This window comes from Xanthomonas arboricola, from assembly GCF_003353015.1.
Taxonomy (GTDB): domain Bacteria; phylum Pseudomonadota; class Gammaproteobacteria; order Xanthomonadales; family Xanthomonadaceae; genus Xanthomonas; species Xanthomonas arboricola_E.
Genome location: NZ_QREM01000007.1, coordinates 923,034 through 943,945 on the forward strand (window position 1 = coordinate 923,034; position 20,912 = coordinate 943,945).

Genomic DNA, 20,912 nt, shown 5'->3' on the forward strand with positions numbered 1-20,912 from the left:
ACGGACTACTTCAGCTTGATTTCGCGCAGACGTTCTTCCAGAAAACCGTGCGCGGTGATCGGCTCGGGATACCGGCTCGGATTGTCGGTGGTGATGCACGAGGGCAGCACGTCGATCAGGAAATCCGGGTTGGGATGCAGGAAGAACGGCACCGAATAGCGCGGCTGGCGCGCCTGTTCGCCCGGCGGGTTGACCACGCGATGGATGGTGGACGGATACACGTGGTTGGTCAGCCGTTGCAGCATGTCGCCGATGTTGACCACGATGGTGTCGGCATCGGCAGTGAACGGGACCCACTCGCCATCGTTGGAGCGCACTTCCAGCCCGGCCGCGCTGGCACCGACCAGCAGGGTGATGAAGTTGATGTCGCCATGCGCGCCGGCACGCACGTTGGGGATATCGTCGCTGGTGATCGGCGGGTAGTGGATCGGCCGCAGGATCGAGTTGCCGTTGTTGGTCTTGTCGACGAAATACTCCTGCGGCAGGCCGATATGCAGCGCCAGCGCCGACAGCACGCGCGAGCCCAGGTGGTCCAGCTGCTGGTACAGGCGATAGCCGCGCTCACGGAACCCGGGCACTTCTTCCGGCCACAGATTCGGCGCCATCACCTCGCGGTACGGCGAATCGTCCGGGATTTCGCGGCCGATATGCCAGAACTCCTTCAGGTCGAAATGCTTGGAATCCTTGGCGGTTTCCACGCCGAACGCGGTATAGCCGCGCGCGCCGCCACTGCCTTTGACGTGGTAGCGCTGCTTGACCTCTTCCGGCAGTGCGAAGAACGCCTTGAACACCTCGTAGGCGCCATCGATATCGGCCTGCGCGATGCCGTGGTTGCGGATACCGGCAAAGCCCCACTGCCGATAGGCTGCGCCGAGCTCGGCGACGAAGGCGTCGCGGTCGCTGTCGAAACGGGTGATGTCCAGGGTCGGGATGCGGGCGCTCATACGGATATCTGCAGTTGAAGTCGGGAAGTCGAAAGGAAGGCCTGCCGCTCAGGACAGCAGGCGATACAACAGGTAGAACGTCGCGGCCTTGGCAACGACCACGCACACGCCAATGATCAGCGACTCACGCCGCGTCACGCACGGCCCCGGAGAGGCGGTCGAGGGTGTCCTGCATCAGGCCGGCGTCGTCGGCTTCCACGGTCACCCGCACCACCGGTTCGGTGCCGGACGGACGCAGGAACGCACGCCCCCGGCCGTGCACGGCGGCCTGCGCCTGCTGCAGTGCCTGCTGCACGCCGGCGGCCTCCACGATCGCCTTGGCCGCACCGCCCTCCAGCCGCACGTTGACGGTCTTCTGCGGCACCTTGCTCAGGCTGCCCAGGGCCTGGCGCAGGCTCTGTCCATCGCGGCCCAGGGCCTCGAGCACCTGCAGCGCACTGACGATGCCATCGCCGGTGGTGGCGCGATCCAGGCACAGCAGATGGCCGGAAGTTTCGCCACCCAGCGTGCCGCCGCCTTCGACCAGCGCCTGGTGCACATAGCGGTCGCCGACCTTGGCGCGCTGGAACGGGATGTTCCGTGCAGCCAGCGCCTGTTCCAGGCCGTAGTTGGTCATCAGCGTGCCGACCACGGTGCCGGTAAGCCGGCCGCTGGCCTGCCAGGAGCACGCGAGCAGGTAAAGCAGGTCATCGCCATCGACCGGGTTGCCCTGGTCGTCGGCCATCAGCACGCGGTCGCCATCGCCGTCGAAGGCGATGCCCAGCTGCGCGCCGCTCTCGCGCACCTTGGCGGCGAGATTGTCGATATGGGTGGAGCCGACACCGGCGTTGATGTTCAGCCCGTCGGGTGCGGCACCGATGACGACCACGTCCGCACCCAGCTCGCGGAACAGCATCGGCGCGATGTGGTACGTCGCCCCGTGCGCGCAGTCCAGCACCATCTTCAGGCCCTGCAGGGTGAACCCGCGCGCCACGCTGGCCTTGCAGAACTCGATGTAGCGACCGATCGCATCGCGGGTGCGGATCGCCTTGCCCAGGCGCTCCGACTCCACGGTGTGGAACGGCTCGTCCAGCGCGGCCTCGATCGCCGCTTCGGTGGCGTCGTCGAGCTTCTCGCCTTCGGCGGAGAAGAACTTGATGCCGTTGTCGTAATGCGGATTGTGCGAGGCGCTGATCACCACGCCGGCGTCGGCGCGCAGCGTGTTGGTCAGGAAGGCGATGGCCGGGGTCGGCATCGGACCGATCAGCTGCACGTCGGCGCCGGCGGCGACCAGGCCGGCTTCCAGTGCGGCTTCGAACATGTAACCGGAAATCCGGGTGTCCTTGCCGATCAGCACCAGCGGGCGCTTGCTGCGGCCCTGGGTCAGCACCCGACCGAGCGCATTGCCCAGCCGCAGCACGAAATCGGCCGATATCACGCCCTGACCGACCCGACCACGGATGCCGTCGGTTCCAAAATACTTGCGACTGCTCATGCGTTGCGGTGTTCCTGCCTACGGGTGGACGCACACGCGGAGGCGCGTGCGACGGTGTCGCGCCAGCGCGCGACCACTGGCCTCACGCGGCCGCGTCCTGCGGATGCGGCTGACGCATCATCATCGCGGTCAGGTCGGCGATGCGGTCGCGCATGTCGCGGCGGTCGCAGATCTGGTCGATGGCACCGTGATCGAGCAGGAACTCCGACCGCTGGAAGCCTTCCGGCAGGGTCTCGCGCACGGTCTGCTCGATCACCCGCGGGCCGGCGAAGCCGATCAACGCATGCGGCTCGGCGATATTGATGTCGCCCAGCATCGCGAACGAGGCCGACACGCCACCGGTGGTGGGATGGGTCAGCACCGAGATGTACGGCAGGCCCGCTTCGCGCAGGCGACCGAGTGCGGCGGAGGTCTTGGCCATCTGCATCAGCGAGAACAGGCCTTCCTGCATGCGCGCCCCGCCGCTGGCGGAAAAGCACACGAACGGGCAGCCCACTTCCAGCGCCACTTCGGCCGCACGCGCAAAGCGCTCGCCGACCACCGACCCCATCGAGCCGCCCATGAAGGCGAAGTCGAAGGCCGCGGCGACCAGCGGGTTGCCCTTGAGCGTGCCGCGCATGGCGATCAGCGCGTCGTACTCGCCGCTGCTCTTCTGGCTGGCCTTGATGCGCTCGCCGTAGCGCTTCTGGTCCTTGAACTTGAGCACGTCGACCGGGCCCAGTTGCGCGGCGATCTCGGTGGTCGCGGTGTCGGGATCGAACAGCGAGTTCAGGCGCGCACGCGCGCGGATCGCCATGTGGTGGTCGCACTTCGGACACACCTCGAGGTTCTCCTCGAGCTCGGGGCCGTACAGCGCGCTGCCGCAGTTGCTGCACTTCTCCCACAGGCCCTCGGGGACGCTGCGCTTCTTGGCCGGGGTGTTCTCGGTGCGGATGCCGGAGGGCATCAATTTGCTGAGCCAGCTCATGCGTGTATGACAATCCATGCAGGGCGGCCATGTGGGCCGCAGAGGGGCGACAGTCTAACGCGCTGCGGGAAAGCCGAGGTAGCGCGCAGGCGAAACAGGGGCTGGCTGGCCCGGCCCACGCTTGCCGTGCGGCCGCCCCACGGCTGGCGTGCCGATGGCGCGCCAGCCTTGCCCCTCCTCGCCCGCGGGCGCAGAAGGGCTGTGGTGTCAGGCCGGGTCGAGCGCCTGCCGCAGCGGGGCCAGGAAAGCCTCGGCCCGTTCGCGGGCGCTGCGGACATCGGTGGCTTCGGCCAGTGCGGCGACCAGCGCGCTGCCGACCACCACGCCGTCGGCGTCGACGGCCATGGCGGCGGCACTGGCGGCGTCCTTGATGCCAAAACCGGCCACCACCGGGGCGCCGGCACGGCGGCGCAGCTGGCGCAGGCGGTCGCTGGCGGCATGGGTGTCGAGCAGGTTCGAGGCGCCGGTGACGCCGGCGAAGCTGACGTAGTACAGATAGCCCTGGGCGCTGCTGCACAGCATGTCCAGGCGCTGCTCGCTGGTGGTCGGCGACGCCAGTGCGATCAGCGCCAGGCCGACCTCGGTGAAGATCGCGCGGGTCTCGTCCGCCTCTTCGGGCGGCAGATCGACCAGGAGCAGGCCATCCACACCGGCAGCGACGGCGGCTTCGGCGAAGCGCCGGGTGCCGTGGATCTCGATCGGGTTGAGGTAGCCCATCAGCACCACCGGCGTGGTGGCGTCCTCACGGCGGAACTCGTGCACCGCTTCCAGTACATAGGCCAGGCCGGCACCACGGCCCAGCGCGCGCTCGGAGCTGCGCTGGATGGTGGGGCCGTCGGCCATCGGATCGGAAAACGGCACGCCGAGTTCGATGACGTCGGCGCCGGCACGCACCAGCGCATGCATCACCGGCACCGTGGCTTCCAGCGACGGATCGCCGGCGGTGATGAAGGGGATCAGGGCCTTGCGGCCGGTGTTGCGCAGCGCATCGAAACGCGCGGCGATGCGGTCGGGCAGACGACTCATGCGCACCCCTCCACCAACTGCACGGCGTCCCAGGTTCCCCAGTACATCAATCTCACGCTGCCTTCTCCGGTTTCATAGCGAACCGCGAACCCGCTGTGCGGATCGCGCCAGGTCAAATAAAGATCGTTGCCGTCACCGTCGCCATCATGGTGCGGCTCGACGCGATAGCCTGCCGGCAGGCGCGCACGCGCGCTGGCCTCGCTATCGCCGATGGAAATGCCGAACGGACCAACCGTCGCGGCATCGGTCACGTCGAAGCGGACGACACGCCCGTCCTGCAGCATCATCGACACACCGGCGGGAAGCAGCCCCGCCTCCACGTAGTCGCAGCTTTCGATCGGACCGACGTTGAACCGCTTCCAGGCCGCTTGCGGCGCGAGCTCGGCAAAACGCTGGCCTACGCGCACCGGGCCACTGCGGTCCAGCGCCGGTGCCGCCGCAGCGACGGCCAGCGCAGACGCAGACAGCAGCGCAACACCGCCGACGAGGCTGCGCATGCGCCGTTCGATCACAGCACCAGACCCTCGCGCGCGGCGATGGTGTGCACGTCCTTGTCGCCCCGGCCGGACAGGTTGCACAGGATCAACGCGTCCTTGGGCATCTCGCGTGCGAGCTTGATCGACTGCGCCACTGCATGGCTGGATTCGAGCGCGGCGATGATGCCTTCGGTATGCGCCAGCAGATGAAAGGCGGCCATCGCTTCGTCGTCGGTGATGCCCTGGTAGACCGCGCGGCCACTGTCGGACAGGAACGAATGCTCCGGGCCCACGCCCGGGTAATCCAGGCCGGCGGAGATGGAGTGGGTTTCGGTGATCTGGCCGTCGTCGTCGCAGATCACATAGGTGCGATTGCCATGCAGCACGCCGGGGCGTCCTGCCGCGATCGACGCCGCATGACGGCCGGTTGCGATGCCGTCGCCGGCCGCTTCGGCGCCATAGATCCTGACGCCCGGGTCGTTGAGGAAGGCATGGAACAGGCCGATCGCATTGCTGCCGCCGCCGACGCAGGCGCTGAGCGCATCCGGCAGGCGGCCGTAGTCTTCCAGCATCTGCGCGCGCGCTTCGCGGCCGACAATTGCGTTGAAGTCGCGCACCATGCGCGGATATGGATCCGGGCCGGCCACGGTGCCGATGATGTAGAAGGTGTCCTGCACGTTGGTGACCCAGTCGCGCATCGCTTCGTTGAGCGCGTCCTTGAGCGTGGCCGAGCCGGAGGTCACCGGAATCACGGTCGCACCGAGCAACTTCATGCGGTAGACGTTGATCTTCTGCCGCTCGATGTCGGTGGCGCCCATGTAGACCACGCACTCCAGGCCCAGCCGCGCGGCCACCGTGGCGCTGGCCACGCCATGCTGGCCGGCGCCGGTCTCGGCAATGATGCGGGTCTTGCCCATGCGGCTGGCCAGCAGGGCCTGGCCGATGGTGTTGTTGATCTTGTGCGCGCCGGTGTGGTTGAGGTCTTCGCGCTTGAGCAGGATCTGCGCGCCGCCCACTTCGCGGCTCAGGCGCTCGGCGTGGTAGATCGGGCTGGGCCGGCCGACGTAGTGCTTGAGATCCTTGTCGTATTCGGCAATGAAGGCAGGATCCTGGCGCGCCTGGTCGTAGGCGGCAGACAGCTCCTGCAAGGGGCCGATCAAGGTCTCGGCGACAAACCGGCCACCGAACTTGCCGAAGTGGCCGGCAGCGTCCGGGTAGGCGTAAAAGTCACTGATGGGCTGGGCCGACATGGGAATCCTCTGCAGCGATGCGTCATACATGAGGCATTACTGTAGCGCAGCCACGGCGCACGATAAATCGATAAGATTGCCGCAACCTGTGACCTGGACTCACACATGAGCACACTGCTTCCGCCGCTCGCGGCGCTGCGCGCGTTTGAATCCGCCGCGCGTCTGCAGAGCGTCAGCCGGGCCGCGCAGGAGCTGCACGTGACCCATGGCGCCATCAGCCGGCACGTGCGCTCGCTGGAACAGGCGCTGGGCACGGCGCTGTTCACCCGCCAGGGCCGCGGCCTGGTGCTCACGCCTGCCGGCGCCCGGCTGCGCGATGCCACCGGCGAGGGCTTTGCGCTGATCGGCGACACCTGGGCAGCGCTGCGGCGCCCCACCAGCGAGGCGCCGCTGGTGCTGGGCTGCTCCGGCAGCCTGCTCGCGCGCTGGGTCATCCCGCGGCTGGGCCGGCTGCAGCGGGATCTGCCGCAGCTGCGCCTGCACCTGTCGGCCAACGAACAGGCGCCCGGCCCGGACCTGGATGGCCTGGATGCGGCCTTGCTGCTGGACACCCCGCCGTGGCCAGGCGAGTGGCAGGTGCACGAGCTGGGCGTGGAGTGGATCGGCCCGGTGCTGAGTCCGCAGCTGGCATCGGCCACCCGGCTCGATGGCAGCGCGGCGACCGCCCTGCTCGACCACGCCTTGCTGCACACCCGCTCGCGCCCGCAGGCCTGGCCGGAATGGGCACAACGCCACGGCCTGGCACCCGAGGCGCTGGGCTTCGGCACCGAATTCGAACATCTGGTCTATCTGCTGGAGGCGGCCGCGGCCGGCCTGGGCGTGGCGATCGCACCGCAACCGCTGGTTGCCGCGGACCTGGCCGCCGGGCGCCTGCTGGCACCCTGGGGCTTTACGCCGACGCGCGGCCGCTGGGTGCTGTGCGCCGCAAGGCGCAACCCCGATCCACGCATCGAACAGCTCGCCGGCTGGCTCCGTCATGCACTTTCAGAGGATCAGCAGCACACCACGGGTGCCGCAGGCGCCTAATCGGAACTCTCAAATCGCCGCGATCGACGAAACAAGCGGCCAAGCAATCACCGGGAAATCGAAGACCTCAAGATCGGTCAAACCCACGAAGCAGGCTGTCTGCTCCGATTCTCCAATCCCGATTCCCGATTCCCCAACTCACGCCATCTCGTGGCAATCGGCCCGGCGCACTTCCTCGACGAACTTGCGCATCATGTGGCCGTCCTTGATCCCCGGCGCCAGCTCCACGCCGCTGGACACGTCCACGCCCCACGGCAGCGTCGCCACGATGGCGTCGAAGACGTTCTCGGCGTTGATACCGCCGGCCAGCAGAAACGGGCGGTGCAGGCCGGTCGGCAGGCGCGACCAGTCGAAGGTCTTGCCGGTACCGCCGCCTGCGCCGGGCGCATGGCTGTCGAACAGGAACCCGGCCGTATTGGGATAGGCGAGCTGCAAGGTGCGCGCGTTGGCGTCCTCGCCGTTCATGCCGGTGCTGCCCATCGGTATGGCCTTGAGATACGGCAGGTTGAAGCTGCGGCAGAAGGCGTCGTCTTCCTCGCCATGGAACTGCAGCAAGGTCGGGCGCACGGTACGCACCACCTCGCGCACTTCTTCCTTGGAATTGTTGCGGAACAAGGCCACCACATCGACCATCGGCGCGGTGGCCTGGCGCATTGCGCGCGCCTCGGCCGGCGCCACGCGGCGCGGGCTGCCATGCGCAAAAATAAAGCCCACCGCGTCCACACCCAGCTCGCCGGCCAGTCGGATATCGCCGGCGCGGGTCATGCCACAGAACTTGATACGGGTGCGGTACAGCGATCGATTCATTGGGTTACCTCAGCGGGCAGATGCCACTCTGCGGGATACAACGGCCCGATGAAGACCAGACCTTGTGGCGGTGCCGTCGGCCCGGCCACCGTGCGGTCGCGACCGGCCAGCAACGTCGCGATCCAGTCGCCCGGTTGTTCTCCGGTTCCGACCAGGATCAGCGAGCCAACGATATTCCGCACCATGTGATGAAGGAATGCATTGGCCTGGACCTGCACCTCCACCACCTCACCGATGCGTTGCACGCTGATGGCCTGCAGGTTGCGGCGTGCGTGCAAGGCCTGGCATTGCACGCTGCGGAATGCGCTGAAGTCGTTCTCGCCCACTAACGCCTGCGCGGCCGCGTGCATGGCATCGGCATCCAGCGGGCGGCGTTCCCAGCTCAAGGTCTGGCGATACAGCGCCGGGCGTATCTGCCGATTGAGCAGGCGATACCGGTAGCGGCGTGCGCGTGCGGAAAACCGCGCATGGAAGTCGGCGGCCGCCGGCACGCACCAGCGCACCGCGATCGAGGGCGGCAGGCGCGCGGTGGTGCCCAGCATCCAGCCACGCGGCTCACGGCGCGCGTCGCTGTCGAAATGCACCACCTGGCACTCGCCATGCACGCCGGCATCGGTGCGGCCTGCGCATACCACCTGTACCGGGGCATCGGCCACCGACGACAGCGCCGCCTGCAGGCTGGCCTGCACGCTCGGCCCACCCTGCTCACCCAACTGCTGCCAGCCCTGGAACTCGCTGCCGTCGTACTCCACGCCCAGCGCGTAACGCATCGGAACCTGCCTGTTGTCGAATCGATGGAGCGCGCGGACTAGGCCAGCGCGCGCTCGGACCACACCGCCAGCGTGTTACCGCCCGGCTCGCGGAAATGAAACCGGCTGCCGCCGGGAAAACCGAACGCCGGCTTGACGATCTCGCCACCGGCAGCGCGGATGCGCTCACTCATGGGCTCCAGCGCGTCGGCATACAGCACGATCAGCGGACCGGCGTCGGCCGCCACTGCGGCAGTGGCGCGATAGAAACCACCGTCCAGGCGACTGTCGTTGAAGGCCAGATAGTCCGGGCCATAGGCCTGAAACTGCCAGCCGAACACGGCTTCGAAAAAGGTGCGGCTGGCATCCAGATCGAGCGAGGCGAACTCCACGTAATCGATGCGGCGCTCGCGTGCGGCGGCCAGGCTGTCCAGCGCCGGGCTCATGCCAGCCGCTCCAGCAGTTCGGCGGCTTCGGCGCGGGTGGCCTCATCGCCGGTTGCAGCCACTTCCAGCAACAGGCCACGCGCGGTGTCCGTGTCGCCGAGATCCATATAGGCCACGGCCAGCTCCAGACGATCGCGGCCTGCAGAGACGAACCCCCTGGTGTTCACCGCGCCGGGCGCAGCGGCCGGGGCGATAGGCGCCGGGTCGATCTCCAGGCTGTCCTGCGTAGCGACCGCCGCAGGGGGCACGCCCGGCGCGAAATCGCTGCCGGCACGCGTCGCGTCTGCGTCCTGCGGCTGGCCGTATCGAAGCTCCGCGGGCGCGGACTGCACCTGCTCCGGCACCAGGTCCTCAGACGCAACGCTCCCCGGCTGCACGGCCGGGGGCGCCGCCGGCGTTGCCCGCAGCGAGCGCCAATCCTCGCTGGCGATCACCGGCGGCGCCGCGACAGGCTCGGACAGCAGCGGCTCGCGGCGCAGTACATCGGACAGCGGTTGCTGCGCCTGGTAGGCGCGTTCTTCGTAGGCGCGTTCTTCCTCGCGCAGATCGGCCTGCTCGAATTCAGTTTCGTGCAGCACATCGTGCTCGCTCGGCACGGTGGCCTGGGCATCGTCCTGCAGCGCCACGGCGTCTGCCGCGGCGCCGGCAGGCACGATGTCGAACTGCCGCTGCGGCAACGGCGGCAGCGGCGAGGGCTTGCGCCGGCGTGCCGCCAGCCAGGCGACGACCGCCGCGACAATCAACACCAGCCCGCCGATCAACCACAGCGGAACACCACCGCCCTGCTGTGCCGCGGCCGGCGTTTCCGCCAGGCGCTTCTGCGCGGCTGCCAGGTCGGTGTCCTTCATTGCGATCAGGGCCTGCTGTTGCTGCTTGAGCTTTTCCAGATCGGCCACGCGGGTGCGCAGATCCTGCAATTCCGCATCGCGGGTGGCGATGTCTTCCCTGGCCTGTTGCAACTGTTGGTTGGCCGCCATATCGCCCTCGCCTTCGGCACTGGTGCCGGACGTGGCGCCGGCCTGGTTGGTCTGACTCGCCACTGCCGGGGCGATCTCGAGCCGCGCGCCGGCGCCGGCCTGCCTTGCAACGGCGGCAGCCGGTGCCGGCGTCGCAGCGGCGGCGCCGGCCTCGGCCGGCTGCGGAATCGCCGCGCGCGCCTGTCGCCACTGCGCGGCCTGCTCGCGCACCATCACCGCCGCTTCGGCAGCGCCGACCTGCGCCAGTGCATCTTCCTGCGGGGTGCGCAGCACCGCGCCCTGCTTCAACCGATTGATGTTGCCGTCGATGAAGGCATCCGGATTGGTGCGCAGCAGCGCCAGCATGGTCTGGTCGAGCGAATACCCGCTGGAACGGGCCACGGCGGCGGCGATCTCGGACAAGGTCTGGCCCGAGCGCACCGCCGGCAGCGCATCGCCGGCCGGCGCTGGCGCGGCAGCGCGCGTGCCGGAACGTGTGCCGGGCGGCACTGCGTCGGCAGCCTGCCCGGCGCGTTCGGCAACGGCTGCGGGCGCGGCGGCCGGCTCACGTGCGATGGCGTTGCTGGCCCCGGCGCGCGGCGCCTCGATGGCAGGCCCGGCGATCGCGGCCGCGGTATTGGGCGCATCGACCAGCGCGGAATACTCGCGCACCAGCCGGCCCTGGCCCCACTCCACCTCGATCAGGAAATTGATCGCCGGCTGGTCCACCGCCTGGCTGCTGGTGACGCGAATCACCGCACGCCCGCGCGCGTCCTGCGCGAACTGGAACTGCAGGTTGCTGACCAGGCCCTGCGGGCGCTCCAGGCCGACCCGTGCAAACGTGGTCGCCGATGCCAGCGCCACGCGTGCGTTGTCGAGTTCGCCCGGCTCGTTGGAGATGACCGGAATCTCGGCCACCAATGGCTGCCCCGGCCGGGACAGCACCCGGATATCGCCCAGGCCCAACGCCATCGCAGCGCCGCTGCAGGCCATCAGCAGCAGCGTCCCTATCCCTTGTATCGGACGCATCGCGCCCCCGCCCCTATGTTTCATGGGCATCAATATAGCCGCTGCATGGACGAAAAAGTCGGCGCCCCCGCGCAGAGCATGCACGCCGTCGCGATACCGCGATGCGACATCCATGCAGCAGGCCACCGGCAACGCGTTGGTAGGAGCGCACTCGTGCGCGACGAGGCTTCACTGGGTAGGAGCGCACTTGTGCGCGATGAGGCTTCACCGGGAAAGCTCCATCGGAGGCTTCATCGGGAAAGCTCCATCGCGCGCCAGCGCGCTCCTACGGGATACCGTGGTCAGCCTTCCTGGGCGACCAGCTCGGCCAGCTGCACCGCCTTGAGCGCGGCGCCCTTGCGGATGTTGTCCGACGCACACTGGTAGGAGCGCACTCGTGCGCGATGAGGCTTCACCGGGAAAGCTNGGCCAGCTGCACCGCCTTGAGCGCGGCGCCCTTGCGGATGTTGTCCGACGCACACTGGTAGGAGCGCACTCGTGCGCGATGAGGCTTCACCGGGAAAGCTCCATCGGAGGCTTCACCGGGAAAGCTTCATCGCGCGCCAGCGCGCTCCTACGGGATACCGTGGTCAGCCTTCCTGGGCGACCAGCTCGGCCAGCTGCACCGCCTTGAGCGCGGCGCCCTTGCGGATGTTGTCCGACGCACACTGGTAGGAGCGCACTCGTGCGCGATGAGGCTTCACCGGGAAAGCTTCATCGGAGGCTTCATCGGGAAAGCTTCATCGCGCGCCAGCGCGCTCCTACGGGATACCGTGGTCAGCCTTCCTGGGCGACCAGCTCGGCCAGCTGCACCGCGTTGAGCGCGGCGCCCTTGCGGATGTTGTCCGAGACGATCCACAGATTCAGGCCGCGCGGGTGCGAGAAGTCCTCACGGATGCGGCCGACGAACACCGCGTCCTTGCCGGACGCGTGCGTGACCGGGGTCGGGTAGCCGCCGGGCTTGCGCTCGTCCACCACTTCCACGCCGGGCGATGCGGCCAGCAGCGCGCGCGCATCGTCGACGGTGATCTTGTCGCGGGTTTCGATCGCCACCGCCTCGGAGTGCCCGTAGAACACCGGCACGCGCACCGCGGTGGGGTTCACCTGGATGCTGTCGTCGCCCAGGATCTTGCGCGTCTCCCAGACCAGCTTCATCTCTTCCTTGGTATAGCCGTTGTCCTGGAAGTCGTCGATGTGCGGGATCAGGTTGAAGGCGATCTGCACCGGGAAGCGCTGCGGGTCGATTTCCTGGAAGCTGAGCAACTCACTGGTCTGCCTGTCTCTTACCCACATCTAGATNATGTGTATAAGAGACAGGTCCGATGCCGTACTTGCGGTGGATCGGGCCGAGCGCAACCAGCATCTGCATGGTCGAGCAATTGGGGTTGGCGACGATGCCGCGCGGGCGCTGCTTCAGCGCTTCGGGATTGACCTCCGACACCACCAGCGGCACGTCGTCGTCGTAACGGAACGCGGAGGAATTATCGATCACCACCGCGCCGGCGGCGGCGAACTTGGGGCCGTATTCCTTGGACACGCTGCCACCTGCGGAGAACAGCGCAATGTCCACGCCGGTCGGGTCGAAGTCGGCCAGATCCAGCACATCGACCTTGCCGCCATTGAACTCGACCTGCCCGCCCGCCGAGCGCGCCGAGGCCAGCGCGTACAGGGTGGCGACCGGGAAGTTGCGCTCGGCCAGGATGCTCAGCATGGTCTCGCCGACAGCGCCGGTGGCGCCCACGACCGCGACGTTGAAACGACGGTTTTCGTTGCTCATGAGATTGTCTTTATCGAATAAGGGAAGAAAGGAACGCGCTTGCGCAGTGGGTTCGGGGAACCTCCAACGCTGGCCGCGGAGGTTCCCTATCGTTTGGTCGCGGTGGTGTTGCCGGCGCCGGTGCCGATCGCTTTACCATCGCGCACGCCGGCCTGTTTGGCAGCGGCCACCGCATCGGCATTCAGCGCGCTCGGCGGATGGCCGGCATTGGGGCCTTTGCCCAGCGCCGCAATCAGATTGTCTACCGCCAGCTGCACCATTGCGCGGCGCGTGGCCAGGCTGGCGCTGCCGATATGCGGGGTGAGCACGACGTTGTGCAGGGCCAGCAGTTCGGGACGGACCGCAGGTTCGCCTTCATAGACATCCAGGCCGGCAGCGGCCAGGCGCCCAGTGGCGAGCGCATCGGCCAGCGCGATTTCATCGACCAGGCCACCGCGCGCGATGTTCACCAGCGTGGCGCTCGCGCGCATCTTGCCCAGCGCGGCGGCATCGATGATGTGGTGCGACTGCCTGGTGTACGGCAGCACCAGGACCAGGTGATCGGACTGCGCCAGCAGCGTGTCGAAGTCCACGTACCGCGCGCCCAGCGCCTGTTCGGTGGCGGCCGGCAGCTGGCTGCGGTTGTGATACAGCACGCGCATGCCGAAGCCGTGCGCGCCGCGGCGGGCGATGCCCTGCCCGATCCGGCCCATGCCCAGGATGCCCAGCGTGCTGCCGTGGATATCGGCACCGAGCATGGTCTTGAACGACCACTGCCCCCACTGCCCGTCGCGCAACCAGCGCTCGGCTTCGGTGATGCGGCGCGCGGTGGCCATCAGCAAGGCGAAGCCGAGATCGGCCGTGGTCTCGGTCAGCACATCCGGCGTGTTGCTGGCCAGGACGCCGGCTGCACTGAGTGCGTCCAGATCCAGGTTGTTGTAGCCGACCCCGACATTGGCGATCGCGCGCAGCTGCGGCGCGGCGGCGATTTCCGCCGCACCGACACGCTCGTTGAGGGTGATCAAGGCACCGTCCAGCGATGCCAGCTGCGCGGCCAGCTCGGCCGGCGAATACGCGGTAACGCGCGCGGTGGTGGTCAGCTCGAAATGTTCGCCCAGCTGCGCGACGACATCGTCGAACAGCGGCTGGCTGACCCACACCTTGGGGCGCCTTGCTTCAGACATCGACCTGACCGGGAATACGTGGCGCCACCTCGCCGACATCGCCGCACTGGGCGCGATGACGCAGGGCCTGGTCCATCAGCACCAGTGCCATCATCGCCTCGGCAATCGGGGTGGCGCGGATGCCGACGCAAGGGTCGTGGCGACCGGTGGTGATCACATCGACCACGCTGCCATCCGCATCCACGGTCGCACCGGGCAGGCGCAGGCTGGAGGTCGGCTTGAGCACCATCGAGGCGGTGATCGCCTGGCCGGTGGAAATGCCGCCCAGGATGCCGCCGGCATGGTTGCTGAGGAAGCCTTCCGGGGTGATCAGGTCGCGGTGCTCGGTGCCCTTCTGCGCAGCGCTGGCAAAACCGTCGCCGATCTCCACGCCCTTGACCGCGTTGATGCTCATCAGGGCGGCGGCCAGTTCGGCATCGAGCTTGCCGTAGATCGGCTCGCCCCAGCCCGCCGGCACGCCGCCGGCCACCACGTCCACGCGCGCACCGACCGAGTCGCCGGACTTGCGCAGCGCGTCCATGTAGGTTTCCAGCTCCGGCACCTGCTCGGCATGCGGCCAGAAGAACGGATTGTCCTCGACCGCATTCCAGTCGAACCCGGTCGGGCGGATCTCGCCCAGCTGCGACAGGAACCCGCGCACCAGCACGCCATGGCGCTGCCTGAGCCACTTCTTGGCGATCACCCCGGCGGCCACACGCATGGTGGTCTCGCGCGCGGACGAGCGCCCACCGCCGCGCGGATCGCGGATGCCGTACTTCTGCCAGTAGGTGTAGTCCGCGTGCCCGGGACGGAACTGCTGGGCGATGTTGCTGTAGTCCTTGCTGCGCTGATCGGTATTGCGGATCAGCAGGCCGATCGGCGTGCCGGTGGTGCGGCCTTCGTAGACGCCGGACAGGATCTCGATGGCGTCGGCTTCACGGCGTGCGGAAGTGTGCCGGCTCTTGCCGGAGGCACGCCGTTGCAGATCGTGGGTGAAGTCTTCCGGCGCGATCTCCAGGCCCGGCGGGCAGCCATCGACCACGCAGCCGATCGCCGGCCCGTGCGACTCGCCGAAGGTGGTGACCGTCAACAGGCGGCCGAAACTGTTACTGCCCATGACGGCATCCTCTCAACAGTGCAGCAGGTGGCATGGCGCGCAGGATGCGCGGCAGGTGACGTGCCGCCACCAGCATCGGCGCCGCCGCGAACAGGCCGCTGAACACCAGCACGAACCCATCCAGCGCGTGGCGTCCGCTGAGCAGCCAGTCGGCGAGCAGGTACAGCGCCACGCCGACGCCGACCAGCAGGCCAAGCGCCACGATCAGCGTGCGGCGCCGATGCGCGCGCAATGCCGCATCCGGACTGACCACCACGATCCAGGCCGAGACCAGGCCGAAAAACGCCATCAGGCCGAAACCGATCTCCGCCGCCGCGCTCAACCAGCGCTGCGGCCAGGGACCGCCGTACATCGGGTCGAACAGGCGGTACACCACGTCGAGCAAGCCGAGCGGAATGCCGACACCGAAGATGGATACCGGCAGCAGCAACAACAGATCACCCAGCTGCGGCCGCGTCGTGGACGACTCAGCGCGCACTGGCCAGCTCGGCGATGCGCGCGCCGTGCGCGATCAGCTCGCGGCATTCGACCGCGAAGATGCCCATCTGCCCGACCTTGAACTCGACCCAGGCCAGATCCACTTCCGGCAGCAGCTTGACCAGGTGCTGCTCGGACTCGCCCACTTCGCAGATCAGCAGACCGTCCTCGCTGAGGTGCAGCGGCGCATCGCGCAGGATCTTCAGCACCAGGTCCAGGCCGTCGTCGCCCGCACGCAAGCCCAGCTCCGGCTCGTAGGAATACTCCTGCGGCAGCGCGTCGGTTTCGTCGTTGGTGACATACGGCGGATTGGTGACGATCAGGTCGTACTGGCGGCCGCCCAGGCCGGCGAACAGGTCGGACTTGAGCAGGGTGACGTTGTCGGCATGCAGGCGCGCCTTGTTTTCGGCGGCCAGTGCCAGCGCGTCGTCGCTGATGTCCACGCCGTCCACGTCCCACTGCGGGTTGTAGTGGCCCATGGCGATGGCGATGCAGCCCGAACCGGTGCACAGGTCCAGCGCGCGGGTGACTTCGCGGCCGCCCAGCCAGGGTTCGAAGCCGGCTTCGATCAACTCGGCGATCGGCGAACGCGGCACCAGCGCGCGCGCATCGCTCTTGAAACTCAGCCCGGCGAACCAGGCCTCGCCGGTCAGGTACGCCGCCGGCACGCGCTCGCTGATGCGGCGCTCGAACAGGCCCAGCACCTGCTCCTTTTCCGAACGCAGCAGACGCGCCTGGCCATAGGCAGGGCCCAGGTCGTGCGGCAGGTGCAGGCTGTGCAGGACCAGTTGGGTGGCCTCGTCCAGCGCATTGTCGTAGCTATGGCCAAAGGTCAGACCGGCTGCATTGAAACGGCTGGTGCCGTAGCGGATCAGGTCGATGATGGTGTGCAGTTCGTCGGCCGCGGCGGCAGTCATGGCAACAACTAAAGAGGAATCGGCCCCCGATTATAGAGGTCGGATCGGTATCATGAGCGTCCGTTGCACTGGAAACCGCCATGTTCAATCGCAATACCGGCATCGTGCTGCTGGTGGCGCTGGCCGCCGGCCTGGGGCTGTTGCTGGGCCAGAAGTTCCTCGGCACCGCGCCCAGCTCGCCGTGGCCACCTACCCGGACCATCACCTTCTATCCGCAACCACGCACGCTGCCGCAATTCAGCCTGCGCCAGTCCGACGGCACCCAGCTGGTGCCCGGCGAGTTGCGCGGGCATTGGACGCTGGTGTTTTTGGGCTTCACCTTCTGCCCGGATGTCTGCCCGACCACGCTGACCGACCTGGCGGTGGCGCAGCAGCAATGGGAACCCATCCCCGACGGCCTGCGCCCGCGCGTGCTGTTCGTGTCGGTGGACCCGCAGCGCGACCCGCCGGCACGCCTGGGCGAATACGCGCATGCCTTCCACAAGGACACCCTGGCCGCCACCGCCGACGTGCCGGCGCTGCAGCGCTTCGCCACCGCGCTGGGCTTCGTGTTCCAGAAGGTGCCGGGCAAGGGCTTCGAACAGAATCCCAACGACTACAGCATGGATCACTCGGCCGGCATTGCCGTGCTCGACCCGCAGGGCCGCCTGGCCGGGCTGATCCGTCCCCCGCTCGACCCCAAGGCGATCGCCGCCGACCTCCAGCAACTGACCAAGGTAACCGCTCCGTGAGTCTCGTCACTTCCCTGACCTACGTGCTGCCGCACCGGTTGCTGTCTTCGCTGGCGCGCGCGCTGGCCTATTCCGATACGCCGTCCACCAAGCAATGGCTGATCGACACGGTCACGCGCAAGTTCGGCGTGGATCTGAGCGAGGCACTGGAACCGGACCCGCGTGCGTACCCCACCTTCAATGCGTTCTTTACCCGCGCGTTGAAGCCGGGCGCACGCGTGCCCGATGCCGATCCTGCGGCGCTGCTGATGCCTGCCGACGGCCGCATCAGCCAGCTCGGCCCGATCGAGAACGGCCGCATCTTCCAGGCCAAGGGGCAGTCGTTTACCGCCGCCGAATTGCTCGGCGACGCCGACGCCGCGCAGCCGTTCAACGATGGCCTGTTCGCCACCGTCTACCTCTCGCCCAAGGACTACCACCGCGTGCATATGCCGTGGACGGGCACCTTGCGCGAGACCGTGCACGTGCCCGGCCGCCTGTTCAGCGTGGGACCGGATGCGGTGCGCAACGTGCCGCGGCTGTTCGCGCGCAACGAGCGCCTGGTCTGCCACTTCGACACCGACTTCGGCCCAATGGCCTCGGTGATGGTGGGCGCGCTGCTGGTGTCGGGCGTGGAAACGGCGTGGAGCGGCGTGGAGATCCCCCGCTATGGCGATCGCATCACGCGCACCGATTATCGCGGCAGGGGCATCGTGCTGGAGAAGTTTGCCGAGATGGCGCGCTTCAACTACGGCTCGACGGTGATCGTGCTGCTGCCGCCGGGTGTGGCGAAGCTCGAAGGCGGACTTGCTGCAGAGACAGCGGTTCGCCTGGGACAGGCGCTCGCACGTTGCCAGGTGGGCTGATCGCAGCGGCGCGCCGCTTGCTGCGGCGCCCCCATCCCCGCGGCAATCGGCGGGAGACGACGACGCCGTCGTAGGAGCGGGCCCGACCGCGACCGGGCTTTCTCGACAACGTTTCGAACGCTGGCGTTTTTCGCGCTAACCGCCGCTTACGTAGAACCCGCCCGTTAGCTGCTTCGCGCCTACTGCCGCCTATGCAGAACGCACCTTTTAACGGTAGAGCGCGTCCGCCTCCGCGGGAGCTATCGGGACCGCTTCGTCGCGGCCGGGTCCGCTCCTACGATGCGCGGCCTGGCGTGCTCGTTGCGGCTTNTGTGGCCGCGCTGGTCAACGCCCCCGCTGGTCAGCCCGCAACAACCACGCCGTCGTAGGAGCGGGCCCGACCGCGACAGGGCTTTCTCGATAACGTTTCGGACGCTGGCGTTTTTCGCGCTAACCGCCGCTTACGTAGAACGCGCCCGTTAGCTGTTTCGCGCCTACTGCCATCTATGCAGAACGCACCTTTTAACGGCAGAGCGCGTCCGCCTCCGCGGGAGCTATCGGGACCGCTTCGTCGCGGCCGGGTCCGCTCCTACGATGCGCGGCCTGGCGTGCTCGTTGCGGCTTNGTGGCCGCGCTGGTCAACGCCCCCGCTGGTCAGCCCGCAACAACCACGCCGTCGTAGGAGCGGGCCCGACCGCGACAGGGCTTTCTCGACAACGTTTCGAACGCTGGCGTTTTTCGCGCTGACCGCCGCTTACGTAGAACCCGCCCGTTAGCTGTTTCGCGCTTACTGCCGCCTATGCAGAACGCACCCGTCAGCTACAGAGCGCGTCCGCCTCCGCGGGAGCTATCGGGACCGCTTCGTCGCGGCCGGGTCCGCTCCTACGATGCGCGGTGTGGCGTAGCTTGTGGGGCTGTGTGCCCGCGGCGGCCGGGGCCGCTCCTACGGGAGGGCGGCCGGGCGCGGCGTGCCGGGGCGGCGCGCCGCGCGAGTCAGCGGTCGCAGCCGGCCAGCTTGATGCTCTGTCCGGGCTTGAGCGCATACGAGGGCGCCTTCAGGCCATTGGCCTTGGCCAGCTCCTTGATCTCGCACTGGTACTTCTGCGCCACGCGCCCCAGTGTATCGCCCTTGGCGATGGTGTAGCTGCGCACCTGCCGGGCCTTGGGCTTGGCGACCGCGGGCTGGCCGGTGGCCACGGTGGTCGGCACGCCGGCCATCGGGCTGACATCGCCCACCGCCACGCTGGGCACGTACTCGGGAGCGCCGCTGCTGCGCACGATCGCGCTGTTGAGGTCGGCGGTGATCAGCGTGCGCGCCAGGTCTGCGCGCGGGCCGTTGACGCAATAGCGCGTGTACAGGCTGGCGATGCGGTTGGTGGCGTTGATGACGGTGCCGGCCGGAATCCAGCCATCGGATTCGTAGCGCGGGTTGAGGTTGCGCAAGGCGCGCATGTAGCCGTCGCGCGTGCCCATGCTGCCCAGGCAGATGGTGAGTTCGTAGATGGTGGTCGACTTGGCCAGCTTCAGCGTGGCCGGCTGCGCGTCGAGCTTGGCGAAGTCCACGCCGTACTGCCGCGGATGCAGGAAGATCCAGGCCGCGGCGATCACCATCGGCACGTAGTCCTTGGTTTCGGCCGGGAACTGGTTGTACACGTCCTGCTCCCAGAACCCGCGCCCGCCGCTCTGGGTGAACACGCGAGCGGCCCTGCCCTCGCCACCGTTATAGGCAGCCAGCGCCAGTTCGATGTTGCGATTGAGCCCGGCCATGCGCTCGTTGAGGTAGGCAGCGCTGGCTTCGGCGGCGCTGCGTGCATCGAAGCGCGTGTCGAAGCCGGTGCCGTCCGGGCCCAGCCCGAAGCGGCGCCCGGTGGCGGGCATGAACTGCATCAAGCCGGCCGCGCCGGCGCGCGAGCTGGCGTGCACCTTGCCATTGGATTCCTTGGCCATGATGCCGAACAGCAGCGCCTCGGGCAGGCCGCGTTTCTGCCATTCCGGCCACATCACCCCGCGCAGGTTGCTGTAGTTCTCGTAGCTGGTCATCAGTGCCGGGCGCATGTCGGTGAGCCAGCGGCGGATGCCGGCCTGCACCGCCGGGTTGTACTGCACCATCCTGTCGAAATCGTGGCGCTGGTCGTTGAGCAGCGTGGCCGCACGCGCCGCCTCGGGCACGCCGTTGGCCGCCGGGCCGAGGTGGTCCGGGTCGGCCTGCAGCAAGGTGTCGTCGTCTTCCGGATCCTCGGCGGCCGGCGCTTCGGCATCGGCGCGCGCCTTCAGCAGGCGCTTGTAGGTGGCCAGCTGATTGGTGACCAGGCAGCCGCGCTGCTTGATGCAGGCGTCGATGACGTCTTCCATGTCCTCCAGCGCGGCATCGCCTTCGGCGGCGCCCTTGGGGTCGGAGTTGTTCACCAGCACCAACGCATCGCGATAACGCTTTTCGGCGGCGGCCATGCGCGCATCGAGCACGGCCGCCTTCTCGGTGTCGCGTTTGGAAATGGCGTGGGCAGCGGGGACGACAGACATCAGCGCCACCACGACCAGAACCGGCCAGGGGCGCAAACCAAAATGAGCGAGCGGCATCGTAGGCAGTACAGCGGAAAGGCAGGCAGGGTAGCCGCCGGGGCGACACCGGGGCAAGGCGGCGGGGGCGACAGGGTCAGTGGGCCGTTAGCTTGACCATAGTGCTCCAGGGCTGGAGCGCCCGCGCCAACGGCGCTCGGCGGCTGGCAGCCGGCGAGGTCGTCGAACGGCCTGGTGGCGGTTGGCAGCCGGCCAGACCGGTCGACATCCGGGCGCGATCC

The 20,912-nt window shown here is 68.2% G+C and carries 18 protein-coding genes and 1 pseudogene; 3 read left to right on the forward strand and 16 right to left on the reverse strand.

What is annotated here, in order from left to right; all coding sequences use genetic code 11:
• Positions 1-5: 5 nt before the first annotated feature.
• The 6 genes from C0541_RS07400 to trpB form a co-directional block, all read right to left on the reverse strand.
• Positions 6-944 (reverse strand): isopenicillin N synthase family dioxygenase, encoded by a 939-nt coding sequence (locus tag C0541_RS07400; protein ID WP_115047059.1) that lies wholly within the window; start codon positions 942-944, stop codon positions 6-8.
• A gap of 124 nt (positions 945-1,068) precedes the next feature.
• Positions 1,069-2,418 (reverse strand): phosphoglucosamine mutase, encoded by a 1,350-nt coding sequence (gene glmM / locus C0541_RS07405; RefSeq protein ID WP_115047061.1) that lies wholly within the window; start codon positions 2,416-2,418, stop codon positions 1,069-1,071.
• An 82-nt stretch (positions 2,419-2,500) separates the two neighbouring features.
• Positions 2,501-3,385, reverse strand: coding sequence for an acetyl-CoA carboxylase, carboxyltransferase subunit beta (gene accD / locus C0541_RS07410; protein WP_046343350.1), 885 nt, complete (start codon positions 3,383-3,385; stop codon positions 2,501-2,503).
• 207 nt (positions 3,386-3,592) lie between these two features.
• On the reverse strand, positions 3,593-4,411 hold the full coding sequence (trpA, locus tag C0541_RS07415) for a tryptophan synthase subunit alpha (RefSeq protein ID WP_115047063.1): 819 nt from the start codon (positions 4,409-4,411) through the stop codon (positions 3,593-3,595).
• A complete protein-coding gene (locus tag C0541_RS07420; protein WP_429001335.1) occupies positions 4,408-4,908 on the reverse strand; it encodes a hypothetical protein in 501 nt (166 codons plus the stop codon). The genes trpA and C0541_RS07420 overlap by 4 nt, the downstream gene beginning before the upstream one ends.
• Before the next feature lie 11 nt (positions 4,909-4,919).
• Complete coding sequence (gene trpB, locus C0541_RS07425; RefSeq protein ID WP_115047068.1) at positions 4,920-6,137, reverse strand: tryptophan synthase subunit beta; 1,218 nt, start codon at positions 6,135-6,137, stop codon at positions 4,920-4,922.
• A 105-nt stretch (positions 6,138-6,242) separates the two neighbouring features.
• Here trpB and C0541_RS07430 point away from each other — a divergent pair, with 105 nt between their 5' ends.
• Complete coding sequence (locus C0541_RS07430; RefSeq protein WP_115047074.1) at positions 6,243-7,163, forward strand: LysR family transcriptional regulator; 921 nt, start codon at positions 6,243-6,245, stop codon at positions 7,161-7,163.
• A gap of 138 nt (positions 7,164-7,301) precedes the next feature.
• On the opposite strand, the gene C0541_RS07435 is transcribed toward C0541_RS07430, so the two are convergent.
• From C0541_RS07435 to prmB, 9 genes and pseudogenes are all read right to left on the reverse strand, one after another.
• Positions 7,302-7,970 (reverse strand): phosphoribosylanthranilate isomerase, encoded by a 669-nt coding sequence (locus tag C0541_RS07435; protein WP_115047076.1) that lies wholly within the window; start codon positions 7,968-7,970, stop codon positions 7,302-7,304.
• Positions 7,967-8,740, reverse strand: coding sequence for a tRNA pseudouridine(38-40) synthase TruA (gene truA / locus C0541_RS07440; protein ID WP_115047078.1), 774 nt, complete (start codon positions 8,738-8,740; stop codon positions 7,967-7,969). Before truA ends, C0541_RS07435 begins: the two co-directional genes overlap by 4 nt.
• A 38-nt stretch (positions 8,741-8,778) precedes the next feature.
• Positions 8,779-9,165 carry a VOC family protein gene (locus tag C0541_RS07445; RefSeq protein WP_115047081.1) on the reverse strand — a complete coding sequence of 129 codons (387 nt, stop codon included), beginning with the start codon at positions 9,163-9,165 and terminating at the stop codon, positions 8,779-8,781.
• Positions 9,162-11,150 (reverse strand): FimV/HubP family polar landmark protein, encoded by a 1,989-nt coding sequence (locus tag C0541_RS07450; protein WP_161959935.1) that lies wholly within the window; start codon positions 11,148-11,150, stop codon positions 9,162-9,164. Before C0541_RS07450 ends, C0541_RS07445 begins: the two co-directional genes overlap by 4 nt.
• Before the next feature lie 756 nt (positions 11,151-11,906).
• Positions 11,907-12,906, reverse strand: a pseudogene (locus tag C0541_RS07455) (aspartate-semialdehyde dehydrogenase).
• An 86-nt stretch (positions 12,907-12,992) separates the two neighbouring features.
• Positions 12,993-14,069, reverse strand: a complete 1,077-nt coding sequence (locus C0541_RS07460) for a 2-hydroxyacid dehydrogenase (RefSeq protein ID WP_115047085.1) — start codon at positions 14,067-14,069, stop codon at positions 12,993-12,995.
• On the reverse strand, positions 14,062-15,165 hold the full coding sequence (gene aroC, locus C0541_RS07465; protein WP_115047087.1) for a chorismate synthase: 1,104 nt from the start codon (positions 15,163-15,165) through the stop codon (positions 14,062-14,064). Before aroC ends, C0541_RS07460 begins: the two co-directional genes overlap by 8 nt.
• On the reverse strand, positions 15,155-15,643 hold the full coding sequence (locus C0541_RS07470) for a hypothetical protein (RefSeq protein ID WP_115047089.1): 489 nt from the start codon (positions 15,641-15,643) through the stop codon (positions 15,155-15,157). Before C0541_RS07470 ends, aroC begins: the two co-directional genes overlap by 11 nt.
• Positions 15,633-16,559: a 50S ribosomal protein L3 N(5)-glutamine methyltransferase gene (gene prmB, locus C0541_RS07475; protein WP_115047091.1), complete on the reverse strand. Its 927-nt coding sequence runs from the start codon at positions 16,557-16,559 to the stop codon at positions 15,633-15,635. Before prmB ends, C0541_RS07470 begins: the two co-directional genes overlap by 11 nt.
• An 80-nt stretch (positions 16,560-16,639) precedes the next feature.
• Between prmB and C0541_RS07480 the strand changes: the two genes are divergently transcribed.
• Positions 16,640-17,290 carry an SCO family protein gene (locus C0541_RS07480; protein WP_115047093.1) on the forward strand — a complete coding sequence of 217 codons (651 nt, stop codon included), beginning with the start codon at positions 16,640-16,642 and terminating at the stop codon, positions 17,288-17,290.
• Positions 17,287-18,135, forward strand: a complete 849-nt coding sequence (gene asd / locus C0541_RS07485; protein WP_115047095.1) for an archaetidylserine decarboxylase — start codon at positions 17,287-17,289, stop codon at positions 18,133-18,135. Before C0541_RS07480 ends, asd begins: the two co-directional genes overlap by 4 nt.
• Before the next feature lie 972 nt (positions 18,136-19,107).
• Here asd and C0541_RS07490 read toward each other — a convergent pair.
• A complete protein-coding gene (locus C0541_RS07490; protein ID WP_161959936.1) occupies positions 19,108-20,691 on the reverse strand; it encodes a transglycosylase SLT domain-containing protein in 1,584 nt (527 codons plus the stop codon).
• Positions 20,692-20,912: the final 221 nt, after the last annotated feature.